Genomic DNA, 22,151 nt, shown 5'->3' on the forward strand with positions numbered 1-22,151 from the left:
GTCTTGTCGTTGCTTTGGTTACTGAAGCAAGCAAAGGCGGCTGGGTCGACCATGCCGCCTTTACTGCATTTGATCGGCTCAGAAGCTGTATTTGACGCGGATACCGCCATATGTCGTGTAGTCGCGCGGGATACGGCTGATGATGCGACCGATCGTATTGTCGGCGGTGAAGCGGCTCGACGTATAGAACTTGTCGGTCAGGTTCTTGCCGTAGATCTGTACCAGCCAACGATCGTCGTCATCCGCCACAGTGATCGAGGCATCGAGCAGCCCACGCGAAGGTTCGACAAGATCGGGATTGCGCCCCAGGTCGAGGTTGGCTTCATCCAACCAGTTCCAGTTCACATCGAATGTCAGGTGGAACGGCATGGTCTCCAGCGGCAGCGTGTAGGTGGCACCCAGCTGGTAGCGCCAGTTGTAGGAGAGCTTGGCTTGCGTTCCTGAAAGCGGCTCGAATGCCTTGCCGCCCAAGGTGACCGTGCAGATCGAGCCCCTGATCGACGGGTCGCTGACGTTGCAGGGGATGATCGGTGCATCGCTGCCGTAGCGCGCGTCGTTGTAGGCGAATGAACCGGACAGGGTAAGGTTGTCGAACGGCAGCGCTCGCATGTTGAACTCGATGCCGTCGGACTTCAGCGTGCCTGCGTTGACGACCTGCTGCGCCGCTTCTCCTGCAGGGATGAAGTACTGCTGTACGTTGCTGACCCGCAGGCGATAGAGGTTCAATTCCAGTTGCACGCGGTTGTCGAACAACTGCTGTTTTGTGCCCAGTTCGAAGCTCTTGGCCTTTTCCGGATCGACAAATGCGATATCCGCAGTCGATCCGCGCGATACGTTCGCTGCCGCTCCCTTGTACCCTGTGTTGTATGAGAAATAATAGTTTTGCGACGGGGTCGGCTCGAACTGGATGCCGATGCGGCCCGAGACATTGTTCGTGATCCGGTTCTGCTGGAAGCCCTGCGGCACTTCGATCAAGCCGGTGACTTCGCCGGTATCGGTGTTGATCGTTCCGAAGTTGAAGGGGGCAGACCCCGCTGGCACCGTGTCCGCAAACACGATCGGCGTCGTTTCGAACCCGGGGAGGAGATTGTTGCCGATGGCGGTGTTGCGATTGTAGGTCAGCGCCTGCGTTTCATGCGTGTAGCGCAAGCCGCCGAACACGGAGAGCGTATCGGTTGCCTTGAACGAGACGTCGCCGAAGATGGCGAAGGTGTCGTCCTGGATGTCGAAGTCCACTTCCGGACGGTCATAGACGTAAGAGCCGCCGATCAGCGGGGCCACCGAAGGCAGGAAAGCCGGGGGAACTGCGGGCAGGACCGCAACATTGGTAGCGAAGAGGAACGGCTGGCGGTTGCCGCCCGTATCTTCCAGCGCCTGATAGAATATGCCGCCTACGATATCGAAACGCTCGGTCTTCGCATTCATGCGCAGCTCTTGCGTCAGATATTTCACGTCAGTGAACTGGGCGTCGGATACGGTGACCTGCTGCAGACCGACGTAATTGGGGTTGAGCGTGCCGCCATAGCCGGGAGCGATTCCCAGCGGCGTTCCGTCGATCTCGCCAGCGGTGCTCTGGCTGGTGAACCAGCGCATCGCGCTCAAGGACGTGATCGAGATGTCATCCGACACCTGCCACGACAGTTCAGCGCTAACGCCGTATGTTTCCGCCTTGTCGTCAGCAGGGTTATTGAAGTTGTAGGGGTTGATCCCGCGCTTCGGCGTGTAGCCGGCTACACTCTCGAATTGGCCGGGAACGGCAGAACTTTCCTTTTCTACGTAGAAGTTGAAGAAGGTCGAGGAATAGTTCTGGTAGTCGCCGCTGATCACCAGTTGGACGTCGGGGGAGAATTCGACCAGCGCCTTCAGGCGGCCGCCGTACACTTCCTGCCCAAGGATATCGCCTCCGCCGGGAAAGTTGTTCTTCAGCAGCGGATCGATATGATTGTAAAAGCCATTGGCCCTCAATGCGATGCCTTCGGACACCGGCAGATTGACCATGGCGCGAACCAGGGCTTCGTCGTCGGTCGTATAGTTGACCTCGGCCTCGCCTTCGAGGATATGGGTCGGGTTCTTCGTATAGATGCTGATCGCGCCGGATGTGGCGTTCTTGCCGATCAAGGTCCCTTGCGGACCGCGCAGGATTTCTACGCGATCGATATCGCCGAGCGACGTAACGAACTCGCCGGGGCGGGTCAGCGGTACACCATCGGCGATGAATGCTGCGCTCTGCTGAAATCCGCCGCCTCCCGGGGGCTGGGAGCTCAGGCCGCGAATGGCGAATGTGCCGCCCGTGAGGGTCGCACCTGCGAAATAGTTGACGTCCGGCGAAACCTTGACGATGTCGGTCGTGTCAACGAGCACACGGCTCTCGAGCTTGGCGCCGGAGACGGCAACGACTGAAACCGGCACATCTTGCAGCTTCTGTTCGCGCCGCTGCGCCGTGACGATGATCTCCTCGATCCCCTTCGCGGCTTCGGGCCGTGATGCGGATTCTTGCGTATCCTGCGCCAGGGCAGGAGTGCCGAGCATTCCTCCCACGGTCATGAGCGAGCATGCCCCGAGCAGGCGAGTGCGCGCAGATACCTTCAGATTGTTCATATTCTCTCCCTTCATTTCAGTTAGTTGTATTCTATAAAATTGTGAATCAAAACCCTTTTTTGATCTTGCCATTACAATTTCAATTATCTGAATGGTTCGATCGGCCTTGATCGGCAATACGGAGAATGCCGTGGGAAGGCGTGGCCGCCGGCAGGAAGACAATGGTTTCGACGCGAGTGAGGTGCATCGGCCGTCGCACATATGTCACGCGCACCGGCTTTGCGGTGTCTGGTCCTGGCCGGAGCATCGATTCGTTTTCAATTTCGGTTTCGAGCCCGCTTGAGGCGGCTGCGTCGGTGCAGATGGGATCGTCTTGATCCCGCAGGGCAGAATCATTGGCCGGCGGGATCCGGGGCGCTATGGCCGCGGCATGGTCCGGAAGAGACGAATTGCTCTTCGCGTCAGATCAGGATGCAATAGCCATGATGCTGTGCCGAGAAGCGGGCAGGCGGGCTTGTATGGATTGGCCGAACCTGAAGAACGCGCCGAAATTGGCCGCGTTCAACCGGTTTCAGGTCTCATCGCTCAGGTCCGCTGCTGGAGGGACAGGGCCCCTATGGTCGAACTGGCAACCCTGTCCATCGAGCGCGGAAGAAGCGGCTGGCTATGGCTTCGATATCAAAGCGTCGATAAACGCAAGGGCTTGAGACCAGGACAATTTGTCGAGAAGGGGGTCGTAGGCCAACCCGTCCATTTGCACCTTGCTGGGATCCGCCCGTTCCATGATGTCGCGTTCTGTGAATGCGTGTTTTCCGTTGCCGTAGACGGTCAGATGCCAATCTGCCTTGGCATCGATCATTTCCTGCTGGAAAATGGCGACGTCGCTGAGCGGAGCATAGGGGTCTAGCGCACCTGTAAGAACCAGAATGCCGGCCTTGACGGCTCCCGGCCTGGCAGGCAGCCCGGTCTTGAGCAGCCCATGGAAGCTGACTACGGCGCGCACGTCTGCGCCGCTACGGGCCAGTTCCAGAACGCACTGGCCACCGAAGCAATAGCCGATTGCCGCGATCCGGTTCTTGTCGACTTCTGACATGTGGCAGAGCACGTGGTAGCCCGCGAGCACGCGATCGCGAAGCAATTGCGGGTTGCCCTGGAGCGTGAAGAACGGATCGTCCTGATCGCCATATATGTCGGTCGCCAGCGCTACATAACCCATGTCTGCGAATTCGCGAGTTCGATTGCGCACCAGATCGTCCATGCCCAGTGCGGAGTACATGACCATGATCGCGGGGTGCGGCCCCGGTCCATCCGGCAGGGCCAGCAGGCCATGCATGGTAACTCCGTCATGCTGGTAATCGATGGGAGTCAATTCGCGCATTCTACTGTCCTCCTTGGTCATTCGATCTACGAAATTGGAAACCGGCGAACTCTCCATTTGCACGCCATTCCGCAAGCAAGGCGTTGAAGGCATTACAGCCCGGTGCGTAAAGCATCGAGGTATAGTTCGAGACGGTCTTGGAAGCCTGGCCTTCATTGTTGAAGTAGCCTGGAGTGCACTGTTCAAGCGGGCTAACGGCCGGCGTGCCCGCACGGATCGTCTCGATCCAGGCCTGCTCGGCCTCGGCGGTCACTTCCACTTCCTCGAGATCGCGCTTCTGTGCTTCTGCGATGATATGCGAAACCGTGTGGCACACGCCATCGATCATCGAGGTGAAGTTCGGACCTACCCCGATCTGCGACAGGCCTACGAAGAAGAAGTTGGGAAAACCGTGGATCGAGTGGCCATGCATCGTACGCATCCCTTCGCTCCAATGGTCGTAGAGCGATACGCCGCCGCGTCCTGCGACTTCAACTCCGATGCGCCGCTTGAAGCCGGTGCTCATCTCGAACCCGGTGGCTAGCACGATGCAATCGACTTCGTATTCCTTGCCATTGGCGACCAGGCCGTTCTTGGTGATCCGCTCAACGCCATGTGACCAGCTGGTGTCGACCAGTTCGACGTTGGGCCGGTTGAACGTGGCCAGGTATTGATCGTTGAAGGTCGGTCGCTTGCAGAAGCGCTGGTAGTAGGGTTTCAGCAGTTCCGCCGTTTCCGGGTTCTCAACCACCTCGTCGCAACGGCGGCGGATTTCCTCCATGTGCGCGAAGTCTTCGAGATCGGCTTCGCGCATGAGGGATTGCATGTCTGGGACCTTGCCCTGCGCCATCATTCTTTCGACAAGGCGGCGGCGGACGGTCCATCGGTCGTTCACCAGGTCTTCCTCGACTGGCACACCCATCAGTACGTTGTTGAAGTTTTCCCGTCGCTTGTCCTGCCAACCCGGTTCCAGCGTCTTGAAGAAATCGGGGTCGGTCGGTGCATTGCCGCGCAAGTCGACTGAAGAAGGCGTGCGCTGAAAAACGTAGAGCTTTTCAGCCGATTCCCCCACGAAGGGCACGCATTGGATCGCGGTGGCGCCTGTACCGATGATGGCGACCCGCTTGTCCGCCAGCTTGGCCATGCCGCCGTTCACATCGCCGCCGGTGTAGTCATAGTCCCAGCGGCAGGTATGAAAGACCTTGCCTTCGAAATCGTCGAAACCCGGGATGCCAGGCAACTTCGGCCGGCTGGCAAGCCCCGATCCCAATACGACGAAGCGTGAGCGCATTTCGTCGCCCCGATTCGTTCTGAGGATCCAGCGCTTCGCCTTGTCGTCCCAGCGGCATTCTATGACGCGAGTCTGGAAAACAACCTTGTCGTAAAGTCCGTAAAGCTCGCCGATGCGCCGCGCATGTTCCGCGATTTCGGAGCCGTAGGAATACTTCTCCTTGGGGATATAGCCCGTTTCCTCCAGCAGCGGCAGATAGCTGTAGCTTTCGATGTCGCACTGGATGCCCGGATAGCGGTTCCAGTACCATGTGCCGCCGAAATCGGCTGCATCGTCGATCAGGCGGATGCCGGTTGCGCCTGCTTCGACGAGGCGGGCAGCGGTGACCAGTCCGGACCAGCCGCCGCCGACGATGGCGATCTCCACCTCATCGTGGAGCGGTTCGCGCGGCGTGACTGGTGTGAAGGGATCGGTATCGACAAATTCCGCATATTTGCCGCTGACGGCCAGATATTGCTCTTCACCCTCGGGGCGAATCCGACGATCTCGTTCCTCTCGATATTTTTCGCGCAGGGCTTCGATGTAATCGTTGTCGAGAACGGAATTGCTGGTTTCGGCCATCAAGCGTTTATCCTCTGCACCAATCAAGGAATTTCCCGGAAATCCAAGCAGACGCGGCCGCGAAACTATGGATGTTGGGCGACGTCATTGCTCTCGCGCTCTGCGTCGATTATTTGCTCAAAACTACTAACTGAATTCGATGTAGGCAATGGTCGGTTGGCATTAGCCTGCGCCATTTTTGAATTGGGTTCGGGGGAAAGGATAAAACGGTAGATGGACCAAGCATTGCACGACGAATTGAGAGCGCGCTATGAGATTTATATCGACGCGTTCGGGGAGAGTGCGGTGCACTCATTGTCCCGTAGCGGACACGTGGATCTGAGCGGGCTGGATTTCTGGCAGTTTCCACTTTTCCTGATCGTCGGTCATCCCCAGTTGCCCGTGAAGTTCATCCCCGATCTGGTCACGTTTCAGGCTTTCGTCACCCCATCGTACAAGAAGCTCAGAGAAGACGGTTGGCTTGGAAAGGGGCGGATCAGTTCGTTCGAAGTTGCCGCTGCCGACGACCAGATGGCGATCATCTCGGTAAAGGGGGACAGGCTCAACGAGCAGGGAGCGGTTCTGAACAGCTGGGACTTGTCCTACCTCCTTGTTCGGCGGGGCGGGCAATGGATGCAGGCCTGCGTCATGGACAAGGGGCCGAACCTGCCCGAGCCTGAGGAGCTCTATCGCTGGGCCCATGGCCTGCTGTCGATCTGACGGCACCGGTGTTGCGGGCGCCCTCTCTTGGGCAATTCTATCGGATGGGAGGCTCGTACCCGTTGACGTGACCGAATGCGGTGCCCTTCACTTTATAGCCGAGCATCTTGAGCAAGGCTTGCGAGGGGTTGCGTTGCAGGATCGAGGGGTTGAGCGAAAGGAACCAGTTTTCCTGCGTGCGAAAGGCCGGCGCGGAATACCATGCAAACACGCCCGCGCGACTTTGGTCCAGGGTCGTGTTGGCGCCGGTCTGATGCCAGACCCGTCCATCCATTGCCACCATCGACCCAGCCTTTCCGACAAGCGGGACGAGGTGCTTTTCATCCTCGCCGTAATGGGGCCACCGGTTGAGTCGATTGCTTCCCGGTACGACTAGGGTCGCACCGTTTTCAGAGGTGAAATCGTCGAGCAGCCAAATGATGTTGATCCCCAGAGCGGCTTGGGGCCAGGGTAGGGGAAACGACATCTGGTCGGCATGCATCTTCATTCCTGCGTGGCCGGGCAATGTAATATTGGCCGTCATGTTCGAAAGCAGGAAACCCGGGCCGAGCGTATGCTCTACCAGATCGATTGCGGCCGGATCCTGCGCCATGTCGATGAAGGACTGTCCGCGATTGAGCAAGGCCCAGACCCGCAGGTTGGAACTGTCGTAATCCGCCGTAAGGATGCGATCGTTGTCTTGCTGCCCTGCAGTCTGCGCAGCGATGACGCTATCGTCTTGCGCCGCTTGGTAAAGATCGTCGCGGGCCCGTTTCAGCCGTTCGGGAGAGAGCGCGTCTTCGATGATGCAAAGACCCGTTCGGGCAAGATCCGCTTTGCATTGCTTCAGATTGCGCGCGGGTTGCGGCAGATCGGTCAATGCCTCCTCAACCGCAAGTGCGGGCGCCATCTGTGCGGCTGGGGCTTGCGTGGCTTGCATCGTCTTTCATCTCCCGCGTGTCATGGTCACCAGGTGCGAACTGCCGCTTCTCTTCGTGACCGCATGATAAGCCTTCGCCTTCATGATACTTGTTCCCCATCGCCTGCATCGACCTCAAACGCCTTGGGCTCAGGCGCAAGTGTCAGAACCTAGCGGTGCAAGGGCCGAACGTCCTGGGGCATGGACGCAGCATTTGCCTTGGCGAATGCTGCGTCCGGGTAACCTTCGCGCGCCCCTCTCAATCCACTGCGATCTCAGAAGAGTGCGCTTTGTCAGGTTGCCCTTTGCCATGCCTTTCAGTTCTCGGCGCCGCGTGCGCAGGGGCGACGGTTTCCTATTTCCTTCTGGCTTCGGGGAATTTCCTGTCCATCCATTCTTGAATGGTCTGCGTGACTTCCTCGGCCTTCTCCTGCTGGGTCCAATGGCCGCAGCCCTTGATGAAGTGACGATCGAGATCGTCGATGAAGCGTTCCATGCCTTCTGCTGCAGCAGGCGGCAGATAGGGGTCGAGTTCGGAGGTGATCATCAGCGAAGGGACGTCGATCCGGTTCGGCAGGTGTTCCGAATTTTCCCAGTTGCGCGTCGCGTTGCGATACCAGTTGAGACCGCCCGTAAAGCCTGTGCGCTCGAACGTCTCGACATAGAAATCCAGCTCTTCGGGCGGAAGGATATCCTCGCGCGGGTCGCTGGCCGCATCGTATGCAGCCAGGGCTGCCTTGAGATGCAAAGGAGAGGCCTTTCCTTCCTCAGGTGCCTTGCTGAACACTCCGAGCGCTTCTGGAGAGGATTCCACCGGGCGCTTGAACAGCATGCTCATCGTCTTGCGTACGTCTTCCGCCATGGCCTGGTCCGCCGGTCCGCGCTGCTGGAACCAGACGACGTACATGTCTTCGCCCAGATGCTCCTTCATCATGGTGATGGGCTCGACCGGCGGGCGAGGCGTGAAAGGGGTGTTCAGCGCAATGATTCCAGCAACGCGATCAGGATGGCGCAACGCCATGCCCCACACGACCACGCCGCCCCAATCGTGCCCGACGAAGACTGCCTTCTCGACACCCTTGGCATCGAGTAGTCCAGCAAGATCGGCGTTCAGATTGTCGAGATCATAAGCCTCTACCTCTTCCGGGCGATCCGTCAGACCATAGCCGCGCTGGTCCGGCACCAGAACGTGAAAGCCAGCCTTGGCAAGGTCGCGGGCCTGGTTGCGCCACGAAAATCCCAGCTCAGGAAAGCCGTGGCAGAATACCAGCGAAGGGCCGTCACCGGGCGTGCCTGCCTCGTGAACGGCCATGCGAATACCGTTGGTCTCGACGAATGAGGGATTCCAGCCTTCAAATTCCGACATAATTTGTTGTTTCCTTGTTAAGCAAGTCCTCTCCGTGGCCAATTCGGCCGCGGGGAGCGCGAACGCGTCCCTCAATTCGGCTTGCCATCAGCGTTTGTTGTTTAGTGCAATGGCTTTGCCGCTCGCAAGGCGTAATCGGTATCCCTCCTGGCGGTCTTGCTCCCTTTCTGAGGCAAGGGGTCCCGATTCGCTCCACATCCAAGATGTATTTGGCAAAAAGAACTATTTCAATCGGTCAAAGGAATGGCATACTGGATGCGCAAGACAAAGTGGGAGAGCTGATTTGGATCGCCTGAAGGGAAAGGTGGCGCTGATCACCGGAGCTGCCCGCGGGCTCGGTGCGGCAATGGCAAAGCGCTTTGCTTCCGAGGGTGCGTCGGTTGTCCTTGCGGACCGTGATGAGGCCGCGGTGCGGGAAACCTCCACGCGGCTGGCCATTGAAGATCTGCATGTCGCAGCCATTGCAGCCGATGTTACCGAGCCTGAAGGATGGTCGGCCATGTTCTCCTTTGCCCAGGAGAGATTCGGCGGTGCCGACATATTGGTGAACAATGCCGGTATTGCCATGTTGGCGTCGATCGAGGAGACCAGCCTCGAGGATTGGCGCAAGATCATGTCCGTCAATCTCGACGGCGTTTTTCTGGGGACGCAAGCGGGCATCGCCCACATGCGCGCGCGCGGCGGCGGCGCAATCATCAACATGTCCTCGATTCGTGCAATGGCCGGGGATCCGATGTCGGTGGCCTACGATGCATCCAAGGGTGGCGTCTTGTCGTTGACGCGGTCAGCTGCAGTGCATTGCGCGCGGCAGGGCTACAACATCCGCATCAACTCGCTGCACCCGGGCTATGTCATGACCCAGATGGTGAGCGATGCGATCAATTCCGTATCGAACAGCAATGAAATCAAGTCTGCGGTGATCGACCTCCATCCGATCGGGCGATTGGGCAGCGAGGAGGAAATCGCCAATGCCGCGCTTTTTTTGGCCAGTGACGAGGCGAGCTTCATGGTCGGCTCTGCCATGGTGGTCGATGGCGGCTTCACGGCCGTCTAGTGTCCGGGCAGGCGACAGAGAGCGGGGACGGACGGAATGGATCGCCTGACGGGTAAAGTGGCGCTGATTACGGGCGCGGGCCGTGGACTTGGCGCGGCCATCGCAGAACGCTTCGCGAGGGAAGGCGCCAGTGTCGTCCTGGTCGATCGCGACGAAGGCGCTGTCCGCGAAACAGCCGAGCGACTCGGTCTTCTGGGCTTGCGCGTCGATTGGCTGGCAGCAGACGTTACCGATCCTTCGGCATGGCGTGCGATGTTCACCCACGCGCAGGACAGCTTCGGGGCAGTAACTGTGCTGGTGAACAATGCCGGAATCAACATCCGAGCTTCGGTGGAGGATGTGAGCCTGGAGGATTGGCGCAAGATCATGTCGGTCAATCTCGATGGCGTGTTCCTGGGCACCAAGGCAGGCATTGCCCATATGCGTGAGAAGGGCGGAGCGATCGTCAACATGTCCTCGATCCGGGCAATGGCCGGCAATCCGATGACGGTCGCCTATGATACATCCAAGGGAGCCGTGCTTTCGCTGACGCGGTCGGCCGCGGTGCATTGTGCAAAGGTGGGATACGCCATTCGTATCAACTCCTTGCATCCCGGCTATGTCATGACCGACCTGTTCCGAGGCGCGACGCGCGGGATGGCGAATGTCGATGAGCTGATTTCCGAAATTACGGACCTGCATCCGATCGGGCGCCTCGGAACTGTCGAGGAAATTGCGAACGCGGCGCTGTTCCTGGCAAGCGACGAGGCGAGTTTCTCGATTGGATCGGCGCTCGTCGTCGATGGCGGACTGACCGCGCAGTAATGAGTTTGAGGCCGGAGCGCGGCCTCGGCGGTTGATCGAGGGGAGACGGAAATTGCGGGATGACAAGGCGAAGGGGCGCGCCAGCGAACTGCTCGCTCAAATGGATCTCGACCGGCCGGTCGCAATGCTCAATCTCATTCGTTTTCGCGAGCGAGCCGAGTATTCACCGGCCGACGGTGAGGAGCCCTGCACCGGTGCGCAGGCTTATGAACGATATCGGGAGCTCGTAACGCCGCTGGTCGAAGCGGTCGGCGGCAAACCAATGCTGTCGCGGATGCAGAGCATGATCGGAGAAGGCGATGAATGGGACTTGAGTTTCCTTGTTTTCTATCCGTCTGGCCGGGCGTTCCTGTCGATGGTGAACGACCCATCCTATCACGCCGTTTCGCACCATCGACAGGCTGCAGTCGCCGATAGCCGCGCTACGCTGATGCAATTCGACGATCCGGCGGTCGGCCAGATTGTGGCCGAAATCATGGCTTCGCAAAGTTGAGCTTTTCATTGCACTGGGCATAGAGTTATCTTATTAGTGTTTTCGCGAGATGATAATGTTGCGCCAGGGAGCGGAACATGGCCGGCGAGGCGGATGCTCCGCATCGTTGCGCGAATGCCAATAAAAGATAACGGAATCAGGAGCGTTCGACCTTAACGATCGGAACGGATTCCCCGGAATGAACGGAGAGATAGGCAAGATGTCGGTCGACACCAAGGAGAAGTCCAAGAGCATTGAGGCCCTGCGCGAGAGAATCGACGTTGAGGCCCTGCGCAGGAAGTATCGGGAAGAACGGGACAAGCGCACATCGCAGGACCGTGGCAATTATGTATATATGAATCCCGAACTTGCTGCTCGCTTCGATCACGATCCCTGGGCCAAAACCGATGGCAGCCGCGAGCCGGTGAGCCGCGACGTCGAAGTGCTCATTTGCGGCGGTGGCATCTCCGGCTTGGTTACGGGCGGAACCTTGCGCAAGAATGGTCTCGACCCTGAAGACATCTGCATTATCGATCGCGGCAGCGACTTCGGCGGAACCTGGTACTGGGCCCGCTATCCCGGCCTCTCGTGTGACACCGAAAGCTTCGTGTACCTGCCGTTTCTCGAGGAAACCGGCTACATTCCCAAGGAAAAGTACTCCAAGGGTTACGAAATCTTCGAACAGTGCCAGCGCGTGGGTCGACATTTCGACCTCTATAAAGGGGCCCTGTTCCAGACCCGCATCGAGGATGCCATCTGGGACGAGGACAAGGATCGCTGGATCGTCACTACCGATCGCGGCGACGAAATCCGCGCGCGATATATGTTTCGCGCCAACAGCTTGACTAGCGAGGCGAAGCTTCCGGGCGTTCCGGGATTGGACACGTTCAAGGGCCATGCCTTCCACGCGCTGCGCTGGGATTACGACTACACCGGCGGCAGCCCGACTGATGAACTCACCGGCCTGAAGGACAAGCGTGTGGCCATCGTCGGAACCGGGGCGACGGCGATCCAGGCCGTGCCGCCGCTGGGCGAAGCCGCAAAGGAGCTGCTTGTTTTCCAGCGCACACCGTCTTCGGTGAACATTCGCGCCAATCGGCCGACTGATCCGGAATGGGCGGCCAGCCTGAAGCCCGGCTGGCAGCGAGAGCGGATGGAGAACTTCCTGAACATCATCAGCGGCTTCCCGGAACAGGAAGACATGGTCGATGATGGCTGGACGTGGTCGGTGGGCAAGGCCTTTCGCCGGTTCGAGAAGGAAGGTTCCGAACCCTTCACTCCGGAAAAGCAGGAACTGCTCGACTTTGAAACCATGAACGGCATTCGCGACCGCGTCGATCAGGTGGTCGAGGATCCGCAGACGGCAGAGGCACTCAAGCCCTGGTACGGCATCATGTGCAAGCGTCCGTGCTTTCATGACGGCTATCTGGAAACGTTCAATCGCCCCAATGTAACGCTGGTTGACACCGACGGGCAGGGCATCGAGCGCATAACCGAAAACGGCATCGTCGCCGGCGGCAAGGAATATGAAGTCGATTGCATCATCTTTGCGACCGGCTTCGACGTATCTGGGACCCGATGGAAGGGGCCGGATCCGAAGGGCGCAAATGGAAAGCGGCTGTCCGAACGCTGGCGCGAAAACCTGGCAACACTTCATGGCCTGATCGTTCCGGGTTTCCCCAACATGTTCACCCTGACCGGACCGGGAAGCACGCTGGCGACCACCGTGACGTACGGATTCATGGTTCAGGCGGAACACTGTGCCCGGATTATCAACTATTGCCGTGAGCACGACATTGACCGGTTCGAGGTGAAGCCGGAGGCGGCCGAGGCATGGTGGGATATCATCCTGGAAAAATCGCTGGCACATAAGGATTATTACGAGGCCTGCACCCCTGGCTATTACAATGCCGAGGGCAAAGGCTCGGTCTTCGGTCGTCACTATGGTGAAGGGCCGGTCGCTTATGGTCGCAAGCTGCAGGAGTGGGCCGATACCAGGCTGACTGAGGATTTGATATTCGATTGATTGGCCTCCCCACGGGGCAAACCCCGGGGGAATGAAAGGTCCGGTTTCGGGAGAGGAGCGAGGATCGATGAAAGACCTGATAAACAAGGTCGCCGTCGTTACGGGCGCCGCGTCTGGTATTGGCGAGGGGATCGCAATCACCGCGGCGCGTCGCGGCGCGAATGTGGTACTTGCCGATATCGCTGCGGACCGCATGGGACGGGTGACGCAGCGCCTAAAGGACGAATGCGGCGTGCGGGCGCTTGAAGTGCCGACCGATGTCAGCGATCCAGAAGCGGTCGAGCATCTGGCGGAAGCTGCCTATGCTGAATTTGGCGCCGTCCACATGCTGTTCAACAATGCGGGCTTCAGCCGCTATGGCGCGTCTTGGGACATGCCGATGGAAGACTGGAAGGCGGTGATGGATACCGACTTCTATGGCTGCCTCTATGGCATTCGCGCGTTTGTGCCGCGGATGATTGCGGCAGGCGAGCCGGGCCACATCATCAACACGGCGTCCCTGGCAGGGTTGGTGCCGACGCCGCGCAGCGCGCCTTATGCCGCGGCCAAACACGCCTTGGTGGGCCTGTCCGCGTCGTTGCGCTACGAACTGGAGATGGAGCAGATACCCATCAAGGTGACGGTAGTGTGCCCGGGATACATCAAGACCGGTATTCTCCAGCGTCTCGGCGAGCGGATAAGTACCGCGACATCTGACCTGGATCGCAAGCTGATCGAAACCGTAACGGCTGGCTGCGAAAGCGGCATGGATATCGAGGAGGCGGGGCGAGTCATTCTCGACGGAGTGGCGAACGGTCAGTTCTGGATTTCTCCGAATGGTGCCCGGTTCGAACAGTCGATCCGTGATTTGCACCAGAACCTTTATGAAGAGGCATTTTGAACGAGGCGCTCGTTGAACGCCGTAACATCAACCAGTTGTTTGCCTTGGGAGGACCTCCGGCCAGGTAGTCAGGCTAGTCAGTTTGTACGTAGCGCCAGTTTACGAGGCTCCCGATCCGCACGCAAAACTGCGCTGCTGGTTGTATTCGGGTGTCATTTTTGGACTGGGGAATTGGCGCTGTAAACACAGACTGTGTTCCCAATGCATCGGTGGCAATTCTTTGTCTGGTAGGATCATCAATTGAGTTGCCAGTCTAGTATTGAGATATTAGAAACGATTTTTGATAGGTCAAAACGGCCACAACAACGGGGGGAAGCGATGCAAAGCGCAGTAAATTCCAATATCGGATTGATTGGTCGGTTGATGTCAAGCTGCTCGCTTGGGTTGATCGCGATCTGCGGTGCAGGTTCGGTACATGCTCAAGAACAGGTCAATGGGAAGGATGCGGCGTCCCAGCCCCCTTCCGTCAAGGTTCTTGACACTATTGTTGTGACTGCCCAGCGCCGCGAGCAACAGTTTCAGGATGTTCCGCTTTCGATAGCCGCCTATTCGGGTGAAGCCCTGAAGCGCGAGAATATCACCGATACGCGCCAGCTCGAACAGATTTCACCTTCGCTGAACTATGGCCAGGGGACCAGCCTGAAAGGCGGCGCCTTCAACTTGCGCGGCGTGTCGAGCCAGACGACCGGCGGCGGGGTGCAGCCCAGCACCGCCATGGTCCTGGATGGCGTCCCCCTATTGCGCCCGGGAGAATTCGTATCGGCGCTTGGTGACATTCAGCGCGTCGAAGTGCTGAACGGGCCGCAAGGAACCCTGTTCGGCAAGAATGCAACCGCAGGTGTGATCAGCATCATCACCAATCGTCCGACCGACCGTTTCGAGGGGGAGGTCAGCGCCTCTTATACGACCGATGACGAATTGCTGGTTCGCGGTGTGCTGAACGTGCCTCTTACAGAGGGCATTCGGACGCGTGTTGCCGCTTATTACAACAACCTCGAGCCATTGATCAAAAACCAGTTCGAGGGTGGCGATGACTGGGGGTCGCGAAAGAATTACGGCGTCCGTGCCAAGGTGGAATTCGATCTGGGACCCGATGTCGAGTTGTTGCTGACGGGCGAGTATCAGCGCCTCAACGATGGCTTCACGCTCTATTTTCCGATCAATTCGTCGACCGGACCCGGTCGCGCAGCGCTTGAAGATGCCGCGCGCGGATATACGGCGGCTTTCGGCAAGGTGATCAACAATACCGATGGCTACAATCGCGATCGGGGCACATACAAGAACGTCACTGCCGAACTGAACTGGGACATCAACGACAAGACCTCGTTGACCTCTATCAGCAGCTATCGTGATGCGAAGTTCTACGGCAGTTCCGGCGATCCCGACATGTCGCCTCTCGGCCTGACGCCGGGACGCAACACGCTTCCTCTAATCAGCCCCTTTGTCCAGGGTGTCACGCTGCTCAGCCGTAAGTTGTCTTATTCCACGGGGCCTCAATATTTCACGCAGGAAACCCGCATCAACTATGGGGATGAGCAGTTCGATGCCGTTGGTGGTCTGTTCTTCCAGACCATGACCGAGGATAGCACCAGCACTTTCCCGTTCCTGATCTATTCCGGAATTCCCGGATATTACATCTATGCGAATTCGACGCCGCAGGCCCGTACCGAGAACGATACCTGGGCGGCGTTCGGCGATCTGACCTGGCATGCCACGGACACGCTGTCTCTCTTCGGTGGCTTGCGTTATACGCATGAGACTATCCGTACGCGTTACAAGAACGATGTCTGGACCGCCAACTCCGCTTCGGGTGTAGCGTTCCTTCCCGGTTACGTGAACCCGGGAATTTCGGCACTGCCGCCTACTGGTTATTCGAATTTCGATCCGGTTACGGGCGATTTCTTCGGGCCGGGGACGTTCTATGACGAGGTGACCGGCGGCATCGTTCCGCTGCCGACTTCGACAAAGTCCTTCGATGAGAATCTGACGACCAACAATCTTTCCGGACGCATCGGCATCCAGTGGCAGCCGACGTCGGATCAGAACTATTATTTCTCCTACAATCGCGGATACAAGGGCGGCGCAATCGATATTGCACGAGGCGCACAGGCTCCCAATCCGGCCCTTGGTACGACGCCGGTCGTCGCGCCGGAAAAGGCTTACAGCTTTGAGCTGGGTACCAAGCTGTCCCTCTTCAAGAACCGCGTTGATGTGTCACTCAATCTTTATCATCAGCGCATTCAGAATGTTCAGCAGACCGTCCTGACGACGATCAGCAGCGGAACGCAGCTCTTGAACGCCGGCAAGTTGAAACTGGACGGCGGAGAGTTCGAGGTGCGGGCGCTGTTGTTCGAAGGGCTCGTGGTCAACGGCAGCGTCGCCTACAACGATGCGCGTTACGGTGGAACCTTGCCCAACGGGGAACTGCCGAGGGTGGGCTGTTACCCAGGGCAGACCGCAGATCAAGGCTGTACCGACCCCGATGGAGCCGGACCGCGTGGCTTCAGCACTCCTATCGCGGGCAATCGCGCACAGAATGCACCGGAATGGAAATTCAATGTCGGTGCGACGTACACGCTCGATACGCCATCCTTGCCGTTCAATATCGTGACGTCGGCCAATTATAACTGGGTCGATGCTATACAGTTCAATCTGAACAATGATCCAACGACGATACAGCCATCGCATGGCATTCTGAACGCTTCCATTACGCTGGTCGACCAGAACGATCGGTGGGAGTTCCAGATTTTCGCACGGAACCTGACCAACGAATTCTACTATAGCGGCGTTTCCGACGCCAATAACCAGCTTGCCCGCACTTTCGGGTTCCTGGGGCGCGATTACAAGCGCTATGGCGGAGCGCGTTTGACTGTGAAGTTCTGATCCTTTCAGCACGATTTCGCAGCATGTCGGCTCGCATCCTGGAAAGGGATGCGGGCCGGCTTGTTTCGTTTCAGTTGACCTGTCTTTCTGGCTGGCATCAATGTTCCTGCGCAGTCCCGTGGCATCAAGCGCAGATAACTCGAAGCCGGGGCCGGTCTCATGCAAGGCTTCCTGCTGGCCATTGCTTGCTGAATCGTTCAGCTTTATGGGCGAGGATGTTGGTGCTGCCGAGCCTGACGCCAGCCTGACGATCGGTTGTTCCGGCCGTGAAGTCAGGCTGTCGGTCGCCTGGAATTTGCCGATGCCGGCCTCTGCTCGGGTTCTTGCACCTGAAGCGCGCCGGCTGCACGATAGCTACTCCTGATGGACTTGCATGATGTCTGAATCCAAGATCCGGAAGCCCGCAAACGAAAGCAAGTCGCAATCCGATTATGGCATCCTGACCGATGAGGGTATCGCGAAGTTGCGCGAGCGGATCGGGATCCAGACCAACAAGCCCGCGCCGCCGCACAATTACGAGGTGACTTGGGATGGTACGCGCCATTTCGCCTATGGCTATGGTGACAGCAATCCGCTGTGGTGCGACAGGGATTACGGTGCGACGACGCGCTGGCGCGGCCTCATCGCTCCGCCCAATTTCATTTATACGATGGGAGAGCCAGGTGCCCCCAAACCTTCGCCGGAGATCAAGGCCAAGCTGAAGGGCGATCCGCTCGCGGGCTTGGGCTCATACCAGGCGCAGATGGAAATAGAGTGGTGGCGGCCGCTTCGGCCCGGTGACCGTCTGTTCAAGCGCAATGCTATCATCGGCGTGCAGGTCAAGGAAAAGTCCGAATTTTCCGGGCGCTCAGTGGCCGAGATCCAGGGGTGGCTCTATTACAATCAGGACGAGGAACTCGTCGCGATTCAGCGCGGCACCTGGATTCGTGCGGAACGCCATGCCTCGGCGGAGAAGAAAAAGACTTACGATCTGCCCGAGGCCTATTCAAAGGAATATCTGGAGAAGATCGAAGCGGCTTACGATGCCGAAACGATCCGCGGTGCCGACACGCTCTATTTCGAGGACGTGAGTGAGGGCGACGAACTGCCGACCATCGTGCGCGGCCCCTTGCGCATGTCGGACGTTATCGTCTGGCACCTTGGCTGGGGCATGCAGCTGACGCCGCCCGGCGCTTTCGGGCTCTCGCATCGGATCCGGAAGAAAACGCCCGGTCTGTTCACTCCCAACGAATTGAACGTTCCCGACACGGTGCAGCGTCTGCATTGGGAGAAGGCTTGGGCCAACAAGCTCGGTATCCCTATCCCCTATGATTATGGCGGCCTGCGCGAGACGTTCTTGACCAATGTCGTCACCAACTGGATGGGCGATGATGGCTGGCTGTGGCAGCTGTCGTGCCAGCATCGCAAGTTCGTCTATCACGGCGATACCTATTGGATTAAGGGCAAGGTCAGCAAGAAGGTCCAACAGGAAGGACGGAACGAGGTTCATCTCGATGTGAGGGTCGAGAACCAGCACGGCAATGTCGTGACGCCGGGTTCCGCCATCGTACTGTTGCCCTCACGCGATGCGCCTGTTTCGCTGCCTGAGCCGGCCCGATGCGGCATCGACGACATGTATGCCTATGAAGTGGAGCGGCTGCGCCAGGATTGAAAGGTCGCGCTTCTTCCCTTGTGTGAGCCTCTTTGCGATGGATTGTCGATGACCTTCACCACCTTGCGCTACGACGTTCAGGATCACGTTGCCGTCATCACTTATGACCGGCAGGAACGACGCAACGCCTGGGGACTGGCGATGTATCGCGAGGTGCACGCGGCAGTCGAACGCGCCAATGCAGATGATACGGTCGGGGCCATCGTGCTGACGCACGAGGGGCCGATCTTCTGCGCAGGGACCGACTTCAAGGACGGCCCGCATGAGAAAGACCCCGCCACTGGTATTCGGCCCAATATGGCTACCGAGTCGATGGCGCTGGATCGCAGTTGGCTGCATCTGCTGGCGGCAGCCAAGCCAGTGATCGCTGCCGTCAATGGCAAGGCTATTGGTGCGGGTGTCACGCAATTGTTGCCCACCGATATCAGGGTGAGCGGACAATCGTCGACTTACAGCTTTCCGTTCCTCGAACTGGGTTTCATGCCGGAGCTGGGCTGTACCGCCTTGCTGCCACGGTTGGTGGGCTATGGCCGTGCCGTGGATCTGTGCCTGACCGCGGCGACACTGACGGCTGCCGAGGCGTTGAATATCGGGCTGGTATCGCGCGTGGTACCAGATGACGATGTGCTCTCGACAGCGATGAAACTGGCGACGAAAATCGCTGGCTATCCGCGGCGGCAGGTCAGCTTCACCAGACGTCTCCTGCGCGAAAACTACCTCGAGGAGGATCTCAACCGGATTCTCGGCCGGGAGACCGAGGCGTTCCGCACTGTGCTGCGGGAGGCCAAGGCCAAGAAGGCGGCCAGGCAGGATCGGGAGGGCAAATGACCACGAGCCGACTGCCGGAAGATCTATGGACACGCATTTGTTTCCGCTTGCGGCCCGCTGGCGCGTCAGGCCGGCGGATCTGGAGAAGCCTCGCAGAATGTCGGTGAACCGATCTTCGACCCGATAGCCGGTGTGGCTGCCGTTTTCCTGTTCCGTGACAACGGGATCGATAGCCTGAATTTGCGTCGGGACTGCTGCGAGCGATCCTCCTGCATGTCTTGACAGAAGGGCTCAATGCCGCACTCTCGATGTATGTGATGTCATTCTCGCAAATCTCCAATGTCGAAGCGGACAAGCCCTGCGCGAGGTAGGCCAGCGCTGCGAAGAGATCGTGCTGGACACATCGCGAGACGACATCGACGCAATTGCTCGGGCGCAGGCTGCTTGGATGAAGTCTGCGCCGGTTTGACACTGCAAGGAACGGGGAGCCGGACATGTCACTACGGTCGGATTTGCGCTCGCAACTGAGCTTGCCAGCCATATGCGCCCCGATGTTCCTCGTCTCCGGCCCGGAGATGGTGGCCGAGGCCTGCAAGGCAGGGATAGTCGGGGCGTTGCCAAGGGCCAATGCACGTGAATTGGGACAGTTCGATGCCTGGCTGATGCAGATTGCCGATGCGCGTGCAAGGCATGCAGACCAGCACCCCGGCGCCAGGATCGGCCCAATTGCGGTAAATCTCGCAACAAATTTGTCCCGGGACGAACTGCGCGAAAACCTTGCGGTTTGTAAACGTCATGGGGTTCAAATCATCATCAGTGCAGTTGGAGACCCAACAGAACTGACGAAGGAAGTGCATGATTGGGGCGGCGTGATCTTTCACGATGTGACCGCCTTGCGTTTTGCTGAAAAGGCGATTGGCGCGGGCGTCGACGGTCTGACTTGTATCGGCGCAGGCGGCGGCGGGCATTCCGGTCTCATCAGTCACTTGGCGCTGGTGCCCAAGGTGCGCTCGATGTTCGATGGGGTTGTTCTTATGGCCGGCGCAATCGGCAATGGCGCCGCAATCCGCGCGGCCGAAGTGCTGGGCGCCGATCTTGCCTATATGGGAACGCGTTTCATCGCCACGCGCGAGGCGCCGGTGCATTCCAGCTACAAACAGATGCTGGTCGACGAAGCCTGTGCCGGGTTGATGTATACGCCCGCCATTTCAGGCATCCCCGCCAACTGGATGAAGGCCTCGATGGAGGCTAACGGTCTCGACCCGGCGGCATTGCCGGTTCCGGAGAAGGGCGCCAAGCCCTATGCGCACCTGCCTCAAGGCGTGAAGCCCTGGAAAACTTTGTGGAGCGCCGGACAGGGGATCGAGCTTATCCGGGATGTGCCCAATGTCTCCGAACTGGTGGCCCGGCTTCGGCGCGAATATGTCGCAGCCTGCGAAACGCCCAGCCTGATCGATGCGGCGCGCCTGGTGGATGAGGTTCAATCGCTGACCGAGTGACAACTCCTCATCTTCGACATTCCTTCAACTGGCTGGCATTCCAGAGTAAATTGGCGTGTTTCAACGCGTTGTCCAAGCCATGCCGCCATGGGCGCGTGCTGCAACGCTTACCATGAAGCTGCGAGTTTGCCGGTAATGTCCGGCCGCGCCGTATGCGTCGGGGTCGGCTGACAACCTGTGGTTACACGCTCCGACTCCCGAATCGGAGCTCTGGGCCTGCCACGCTTATAGATCAGTCGCTTGGATGAATGCTGGCTGGGGCGGCAGGATTCGAACCTGCGAATGCCGGTACCAAAAACCGGTGCCTTACCACTTGGCGACGCCCCAGCAGGGAATGCGCGCTTAGCGGCTAATGTTCGGGCTGAAAAGGGGCCAATCGCATGTTTAGCGCAATTGGCCCCCCGCCATGCGATCAGGCGGAAAGGACCGCGTCGATATCGGCAGCGCTGTGGCGTTCGCGTACGCAGCCTTCGCCCTCGCGGTTGACGATGCGGCCGCGCTGGACTCCCTTGCGGTTGCCCACTTCCTCGCCCCAGCGCACGACGTTCTTGTAGCCGGGAATGTCCAAGAAGGTTGCGCCGTCCTCATAGGCGTCACCGCGAAGGAATGCGCCGAACCAGCCGTAAGTGGCGATGTCCGCGATCGTGTACTCGTCCCCGGCGAGGTAGCGGTTCTCGGCAAGGCGCCGGTCCGCGACATCGAAGATCCGCTTCGTTTCCATTGCATAACGGTTGATCGGGTACTCGTACTTCTCGGGCGCATAAGCGTAGAAGTGCCCGAAGCCGCCGCCGATCACCGGGGCCGTGGACATCTGCCACATCAGCCATGACATGCACTCGGCGCGCGCGGCAGGTGCGGTGGGAAGGAACTTGCCGAATTTCTCGGCGAGGTGGACGAGGATCGCGCCCGATTCGAAGATGCGGATCGGCTCATCGCCCGAGCAGTCGAGCAGAGCAGGGATCTTCGAATTCGGATTGATCGAGACAAAGCCCGATCCGAACTGGTCGCCATCGCCGATCGAGATCAGCCAGGCATCGTACTCTGCATCGCTTATGCCTGCCGCGAGCAGTTCCTCGAACATGATCGTGACTTTCTGGCCATTGGGCGTGCCCAGCGAATAGAGCTGGAACGGATGATCCCCGCGCGGCAGTTCCTTGTCATGGGTGGGGCCGGAAATGGGGCGATTGGTCTTGGCCCATTGGCCGCCGTTTTCCGCATCCCATGTCCAGACTTTCGGCGGCGTGTAGGTGAGATCGGTCATGCGGGGGGCATCCTGTTTCGCTGTAAGGGATAGGGGCACAGGCCCGGTAGGTAGGATCGGCCCTGTCCGGGGACAAGGTCCGGGGCGGCAGGGCGTCGGTTCGGAGCGAACGAATGCTCGTCCAACGAGAAAAGGCCCGGCAG

Annotated in this window: 17 protein-coding genes and 1 tRNA gene; 11 read left to right on the forward strand and 7 right to left on the reverse strand. The window is 59.0% G+C overall.

From position 1 onward, the window contains the following. Positions 1 to 78 precede the first annotated feature (78 nt). From JI59_RS17280 to JI59_RS17290, 3 genes are all read right to left on the reverse strand, one after another. Positions 79 to 2,598: a TonB-dependent receptor gene (locus JI59_RS17280; RefSeq protein WP_038576465.1), complete on the reverse strand. Its 2,520-nt coding sequence runs from the start codon at positions 2,596 to 2,598 to the stop codon at positions 79 to 81. 604 nt (positions 2,599 to 3,202) lie between these two features. Beyond that, positions 3,203 to 3,916 carry a dienelactone hydrolase family protein gene (locus JI59_RS17285; RefSeq protein ID WP_007011369.1) on the reverse strand — a complete coding sequence of 238 codons (714 nt, stop codon included), beginning with the start codon at positions 3,914 to 3,916 and terminating at the stop codon, positions 3,203 to 3,205. A 1-nt stretch (position 3,917) separates the two neighbouring features. Further along, positions 3,918 to 5,747 carry a flavin-containing monooxygenase gene (locus JI59_RS17290; RefSeq protein WP_007011368.1) on the reverse strand — a complete coding sequence of 610 codons (1,830 nt, stop codon included), beginning with the start codon at positions 5,745 to 5,747 and terminating at the stop codon, positions 3,918 to 3,920. A 213-nt stretch (positions 5,748 to 5,960) separates the two neighbouring features. On the opposite strand from JI59_RS17290, the gene JI59_RS17295 reads away from it, so the two are divergent. Continuing rightward, complete coding sequence (locus JI59_RS17295) at positions 5,961 to 6,446, forward strand: hypothetical protein (RefSeq protein ID WP_038576467.1); 486 nt, start codon at positions 5,961 to 5,963, stop codon at positions 6,444 to 6,446. A 37-nt stretch (positions 6,447 to 6,483) separates the two neighbouring features. On the opposite strand, the gene JI59_RS17300 is transcribed toward JI59_RS17295, so the two are convergent. Both JI59_RS17300 and JI59_RS17305 read right to left on the reverse strand, forming a co-directional pair. Continuing rightward, positions 6,484 to 7,365 carry a phytanoyl-CoA dioxygenase family protein gene (locus JI59_RS17300; protein ID WP_138921246.1) on the reverse strand — a complete coding sequence of 294 codons (882 nt, stop codon included), beginning with the start codon at positions 7,363 to 7,365 and terminating at the stop codon, positions 6,484 to 6,486. 334 nt (positions 7,366 to 7,699) lie between these two features. Beyond that, positions 7,700 to 8,785 (reverse strand): alpha/beta fold hydrolase, encoded by a 1,086-nt coding sequence (locus tag JI59_RS17305; protein ID WP_203226069.1) that lies wholly within the window; start codon positions 8,783 to 8,785, stop codon positions 7,700 to 7,702. Between the two features lie 34 nt (positions 8,786 to 8,819). Here JI59_RS17305 and JI59_RS17310 point away from each other — a divergent pair, with 34 nt between their 5' ends. The 10 genes from JI59_RS17310 to JI59_RS17350 all read left to right on the forward strand — a co-directional run bounded on the left by JI59_RS17310 (position 8,820) and on the right by JI59_RS17350 (position 20,747). Beyond that, positions 8,820 to 9,764, forward strand: a complete 945-nt coding sequence (locus tag JI59_RS17310) for a glucose 1-dehydrogenase (protein WP_239000571.1) — start codon at positions 8,820 to 8,822, stop codon at positions 9,762 to 9,764. Between the two features lie 36 nt (positions 9,765 to 9,800). Further along, positions 9,801 to 10,568 (forward strand): SDR family NAD(P)-dependent oxidoreductase, encoded by a 768-nt coding sequence (locus JI59_RS17315; RefSeq protein ID WP_007011363.1) that lies wholly within the window; start codon positions 9,801 to 9,803, stop codon positions 10,566 to 10,568. 100 nt (positions 10,569 to 10,668) lie between these two features. Then, the gene (locus JI59_RS17320; protein WP_052117986.1) at positions 10,669 to 11,061 is read left to right on the forward strand and encodes a DUF1330 domain-containing protein; all 393 of its coding nucleotides are present in this window, start codon (positions 10,669 to 10,671) and stop codon (positions 11,059 to 11,061) included. Between the two features lie 178 nt (positions 11,062 to 11,239). Then, positions 11,240 to 13,066: a flavin-containing monooxygenase gene (locus tag JI59_RS17325; RefSeq protein WP_007011361.1), complete on the forward strand. Its 1,827-nt coding sequence runs from the start codon at positions 11,240 to 11,242 to the stop codon at positions 13,064 to 13,066. Between the two features lie 67 nt (positions 13,067 to 13,133). Further along, complete coding sequence (locus tag JI59_RS17330; RefSeq protein WP_038576470.1) at positions 13,134 to 13,946, forward strand: SDR family NAD(P)-dependent oxidoreductase; 813 nt, start codon at positions 13,134 to 13,136, stop codon at positions 13,944 to 13,946. Between the two features lie 240 nt (positions 13,947 to 14,186). Further along, positions 14,187 to 16,829 (forward strand): TonB-dependent receptor, encoded by a 2,643-nt coding sequence (locus JI59_RS17335; protein ID WP_138921245.1) that lies wholly within the window; start codon positions 14,187 to 14,189, stop codon positions 16,827 to 16,829. Between the two features lie 100 nt (positions 16,830 to 16,929). Further along, positions 16,930 to 17,193 (forward strand): hypothetical protein, encoded by a 264-nt coding sequence (locus JI59_RS26815; protein WP_138921244.1) that lies wholly within the window; start codon positions 16,930 to 16,932, stop codon positions 17,191 to 17,193. 12 nt (positions 17,194 to 17,205) lie between these two features. Beyond that, on the forward strand, positions 17,206 to 18,480 hold the full coding sequence (locus JI59_RS17340; protein ID WP_138921243.1) for an FAS1-like dehydratase domain-containing protein: 1,275 nt from the start codon (positions 17,206 to 17,208) through the stop codon (positions 18,478 to 18,480). A gap of 48 nt (positions 18,481 to 18,528) precedes the next feature. Beyond that, positions 18,529 to 19,308, forward strand: coding sequence for an enoyl-CoA hydratase/isomerase family protein (locus JI59_RS17345; protein ID WP_007011356.1), 780 nt, complete (start codon positions 18,529 to 18,531; stop codon positions 19,306 to 19,308). A 491-nt stretch (positions 19,309 to 19,799) separates the two neighbouring features. Beyond that, complete coding sequence (locus tag JI59_RS17350; protein ID WP_007011355.1) at positions 19,800 to 20,747, forward strand: NAD(P)H-dependent flavin oxidoreductase; 948 nt, start codon at positions 19,800 to 19,802, stop codon at positions 20,745 to 20,747. A gap of 252 nt (positions 20,748 to 20,999) precedes the next feature. Here the strand turns inward: JI59_RS17350 and JI59_RS17355 are convergent. Both JI59_RS17355 and yghU read right to left on the reverse strand, forming a co-directional pair. Beyond that, positions 21,000 to 21,074, reverse strand: a tRNA-Gln gene (locus JI59_RS17355). A gap of 85 nt (positions 21,075 to 21,159) precedes the next feature. Beyond that, positions 21,160 to 22,008, reverse strand: a complete 849-nt coding sequence (yghU, locus tag JI59_RS17360) for a glutathione-dependent disulfide-bond oxidoreductase (protein ID WP_007011354.1) — start codon at positions 22,006 to 22,008, stop codon at positions 21,160 to 21,162. Positions 22,009 to 22,151: the final 143 nt, after the last annotated feature.

It is taken from the genome of Novosphingobium pentaromativorans US6-1 (genome assembly GCF_000767465.1).
In the GTDB taxonomy this organism is placed as follows: Bacteria; Pseudomonadota; Alphaproteobacteria; order Sphingomonadales; family Sphingomonadaceae; genus Novosphingobium; species Novosphingobium pentaromativorans.

Bases quoted from the DNA above. Each gene is read 5' to 3' on its own strand.
- JI59_RS17280 (WP_038576465.1), bottom strand. From the start codon at position 2,598: ATGAACAATCTGAAGGTATCTGCGCGCACTCGCCTGCTCGGGGCATGC.
- JI59_RS17285 (WP_007011369.1), bottom strand. From the start codon at position 3,916: ATGCGCGAATTGACTCCCATCGATTACCAGCATGACGGAGTTACCATG.
- JI59_RS17290 (WP_007011368.1), bottom strand. From the start codon at position 5,747: ATGGCCGAAACCAGCAATTCCGTTCTCGACAACGATTACATCGAAGCC.
- JI59_RS17295 (WP_038576467.1), top strand. From the start codon at position 5,961: ATGGACCAAGCATTGCACGACGAATTGAGAGCGCGCTATGAGATTTAT.
- JI59_RS17300 (WP_138921246.1), bottom strand. From the start codon at position 7,365: ATGCAAGCCACGCAAGCCCCAGCCGCACAGATGGCGCCCGCACTTGCG.
- JI59_RS17310 (WP_239000571.1), top strand. From the start codon at position 8,820: ATGGCTTTGCCGCTCGCAAGGCGTAATCGGTATCCCTCCTGGCGGTCT.
- JI59_RS17315 (WP_007011363.1), top strand. From the start codon at position 9,801: ATGGATCGCCTGACGGGTAAAGTGGCGCTGATTACGGGCGCGGGCCGT.
- JI59_RS17320 (WP_052117986.1), top strand. From the start codon at position 10,669: ATGGATCTCGACCGGCCGGTCGCAATGCTCAATCTCATTCGTTTTCGC.
- JI59_RS17325 (WP_007011361.1), top strand. From the start codon at position 11,240: ATGAACGGAGAGATAGGCAAGATGTCGGTCGACACCAAGGAGAAGTCC.
- JI59_RS17330 (WP_038576470.1), top strand. From the start codon at position 13,134: ATGAAAGACCTGATAAACAAGGTCGCCGTCGTTACGGGCGCCGCGTCT.
- JI59_RS26815 (WP_138921244.1), top strand. From the start codon at position 16,930: ATGTTCCTGCGCAGTCCCGTGGCATCAAGCGCAGATAACTCGAAGCCG.
- JI59_RS17340 (WP_138921243.1), top strand. From the start codon at position 17,206: ATGTCTGAATCCAAGATCCGGAAGCCCGCAAACGAAAGCAAGTCGCAA.
- JI59_RS17345 (WP_007011356.1), top strand. From the start codon at position 18,529: ATGACCTTCACCACCTTGCGCTACGACGTTCAGGATCACGTTGCCGTC.
- JI59_RS17350 (WP_007011355.1), top strand. From the start codon at position 19,800: ATGTTCCTCGTCTCCGGCCCGGAGATGGTGGCCGAGGCCTGCAAGGCA.
- yghU (WP_007011354.1), bottom strand. From the start codon at position 22,008: ATGACCGATCTCACCTACACGCCGCCGAAAGTCTGGACATGGGATGCG.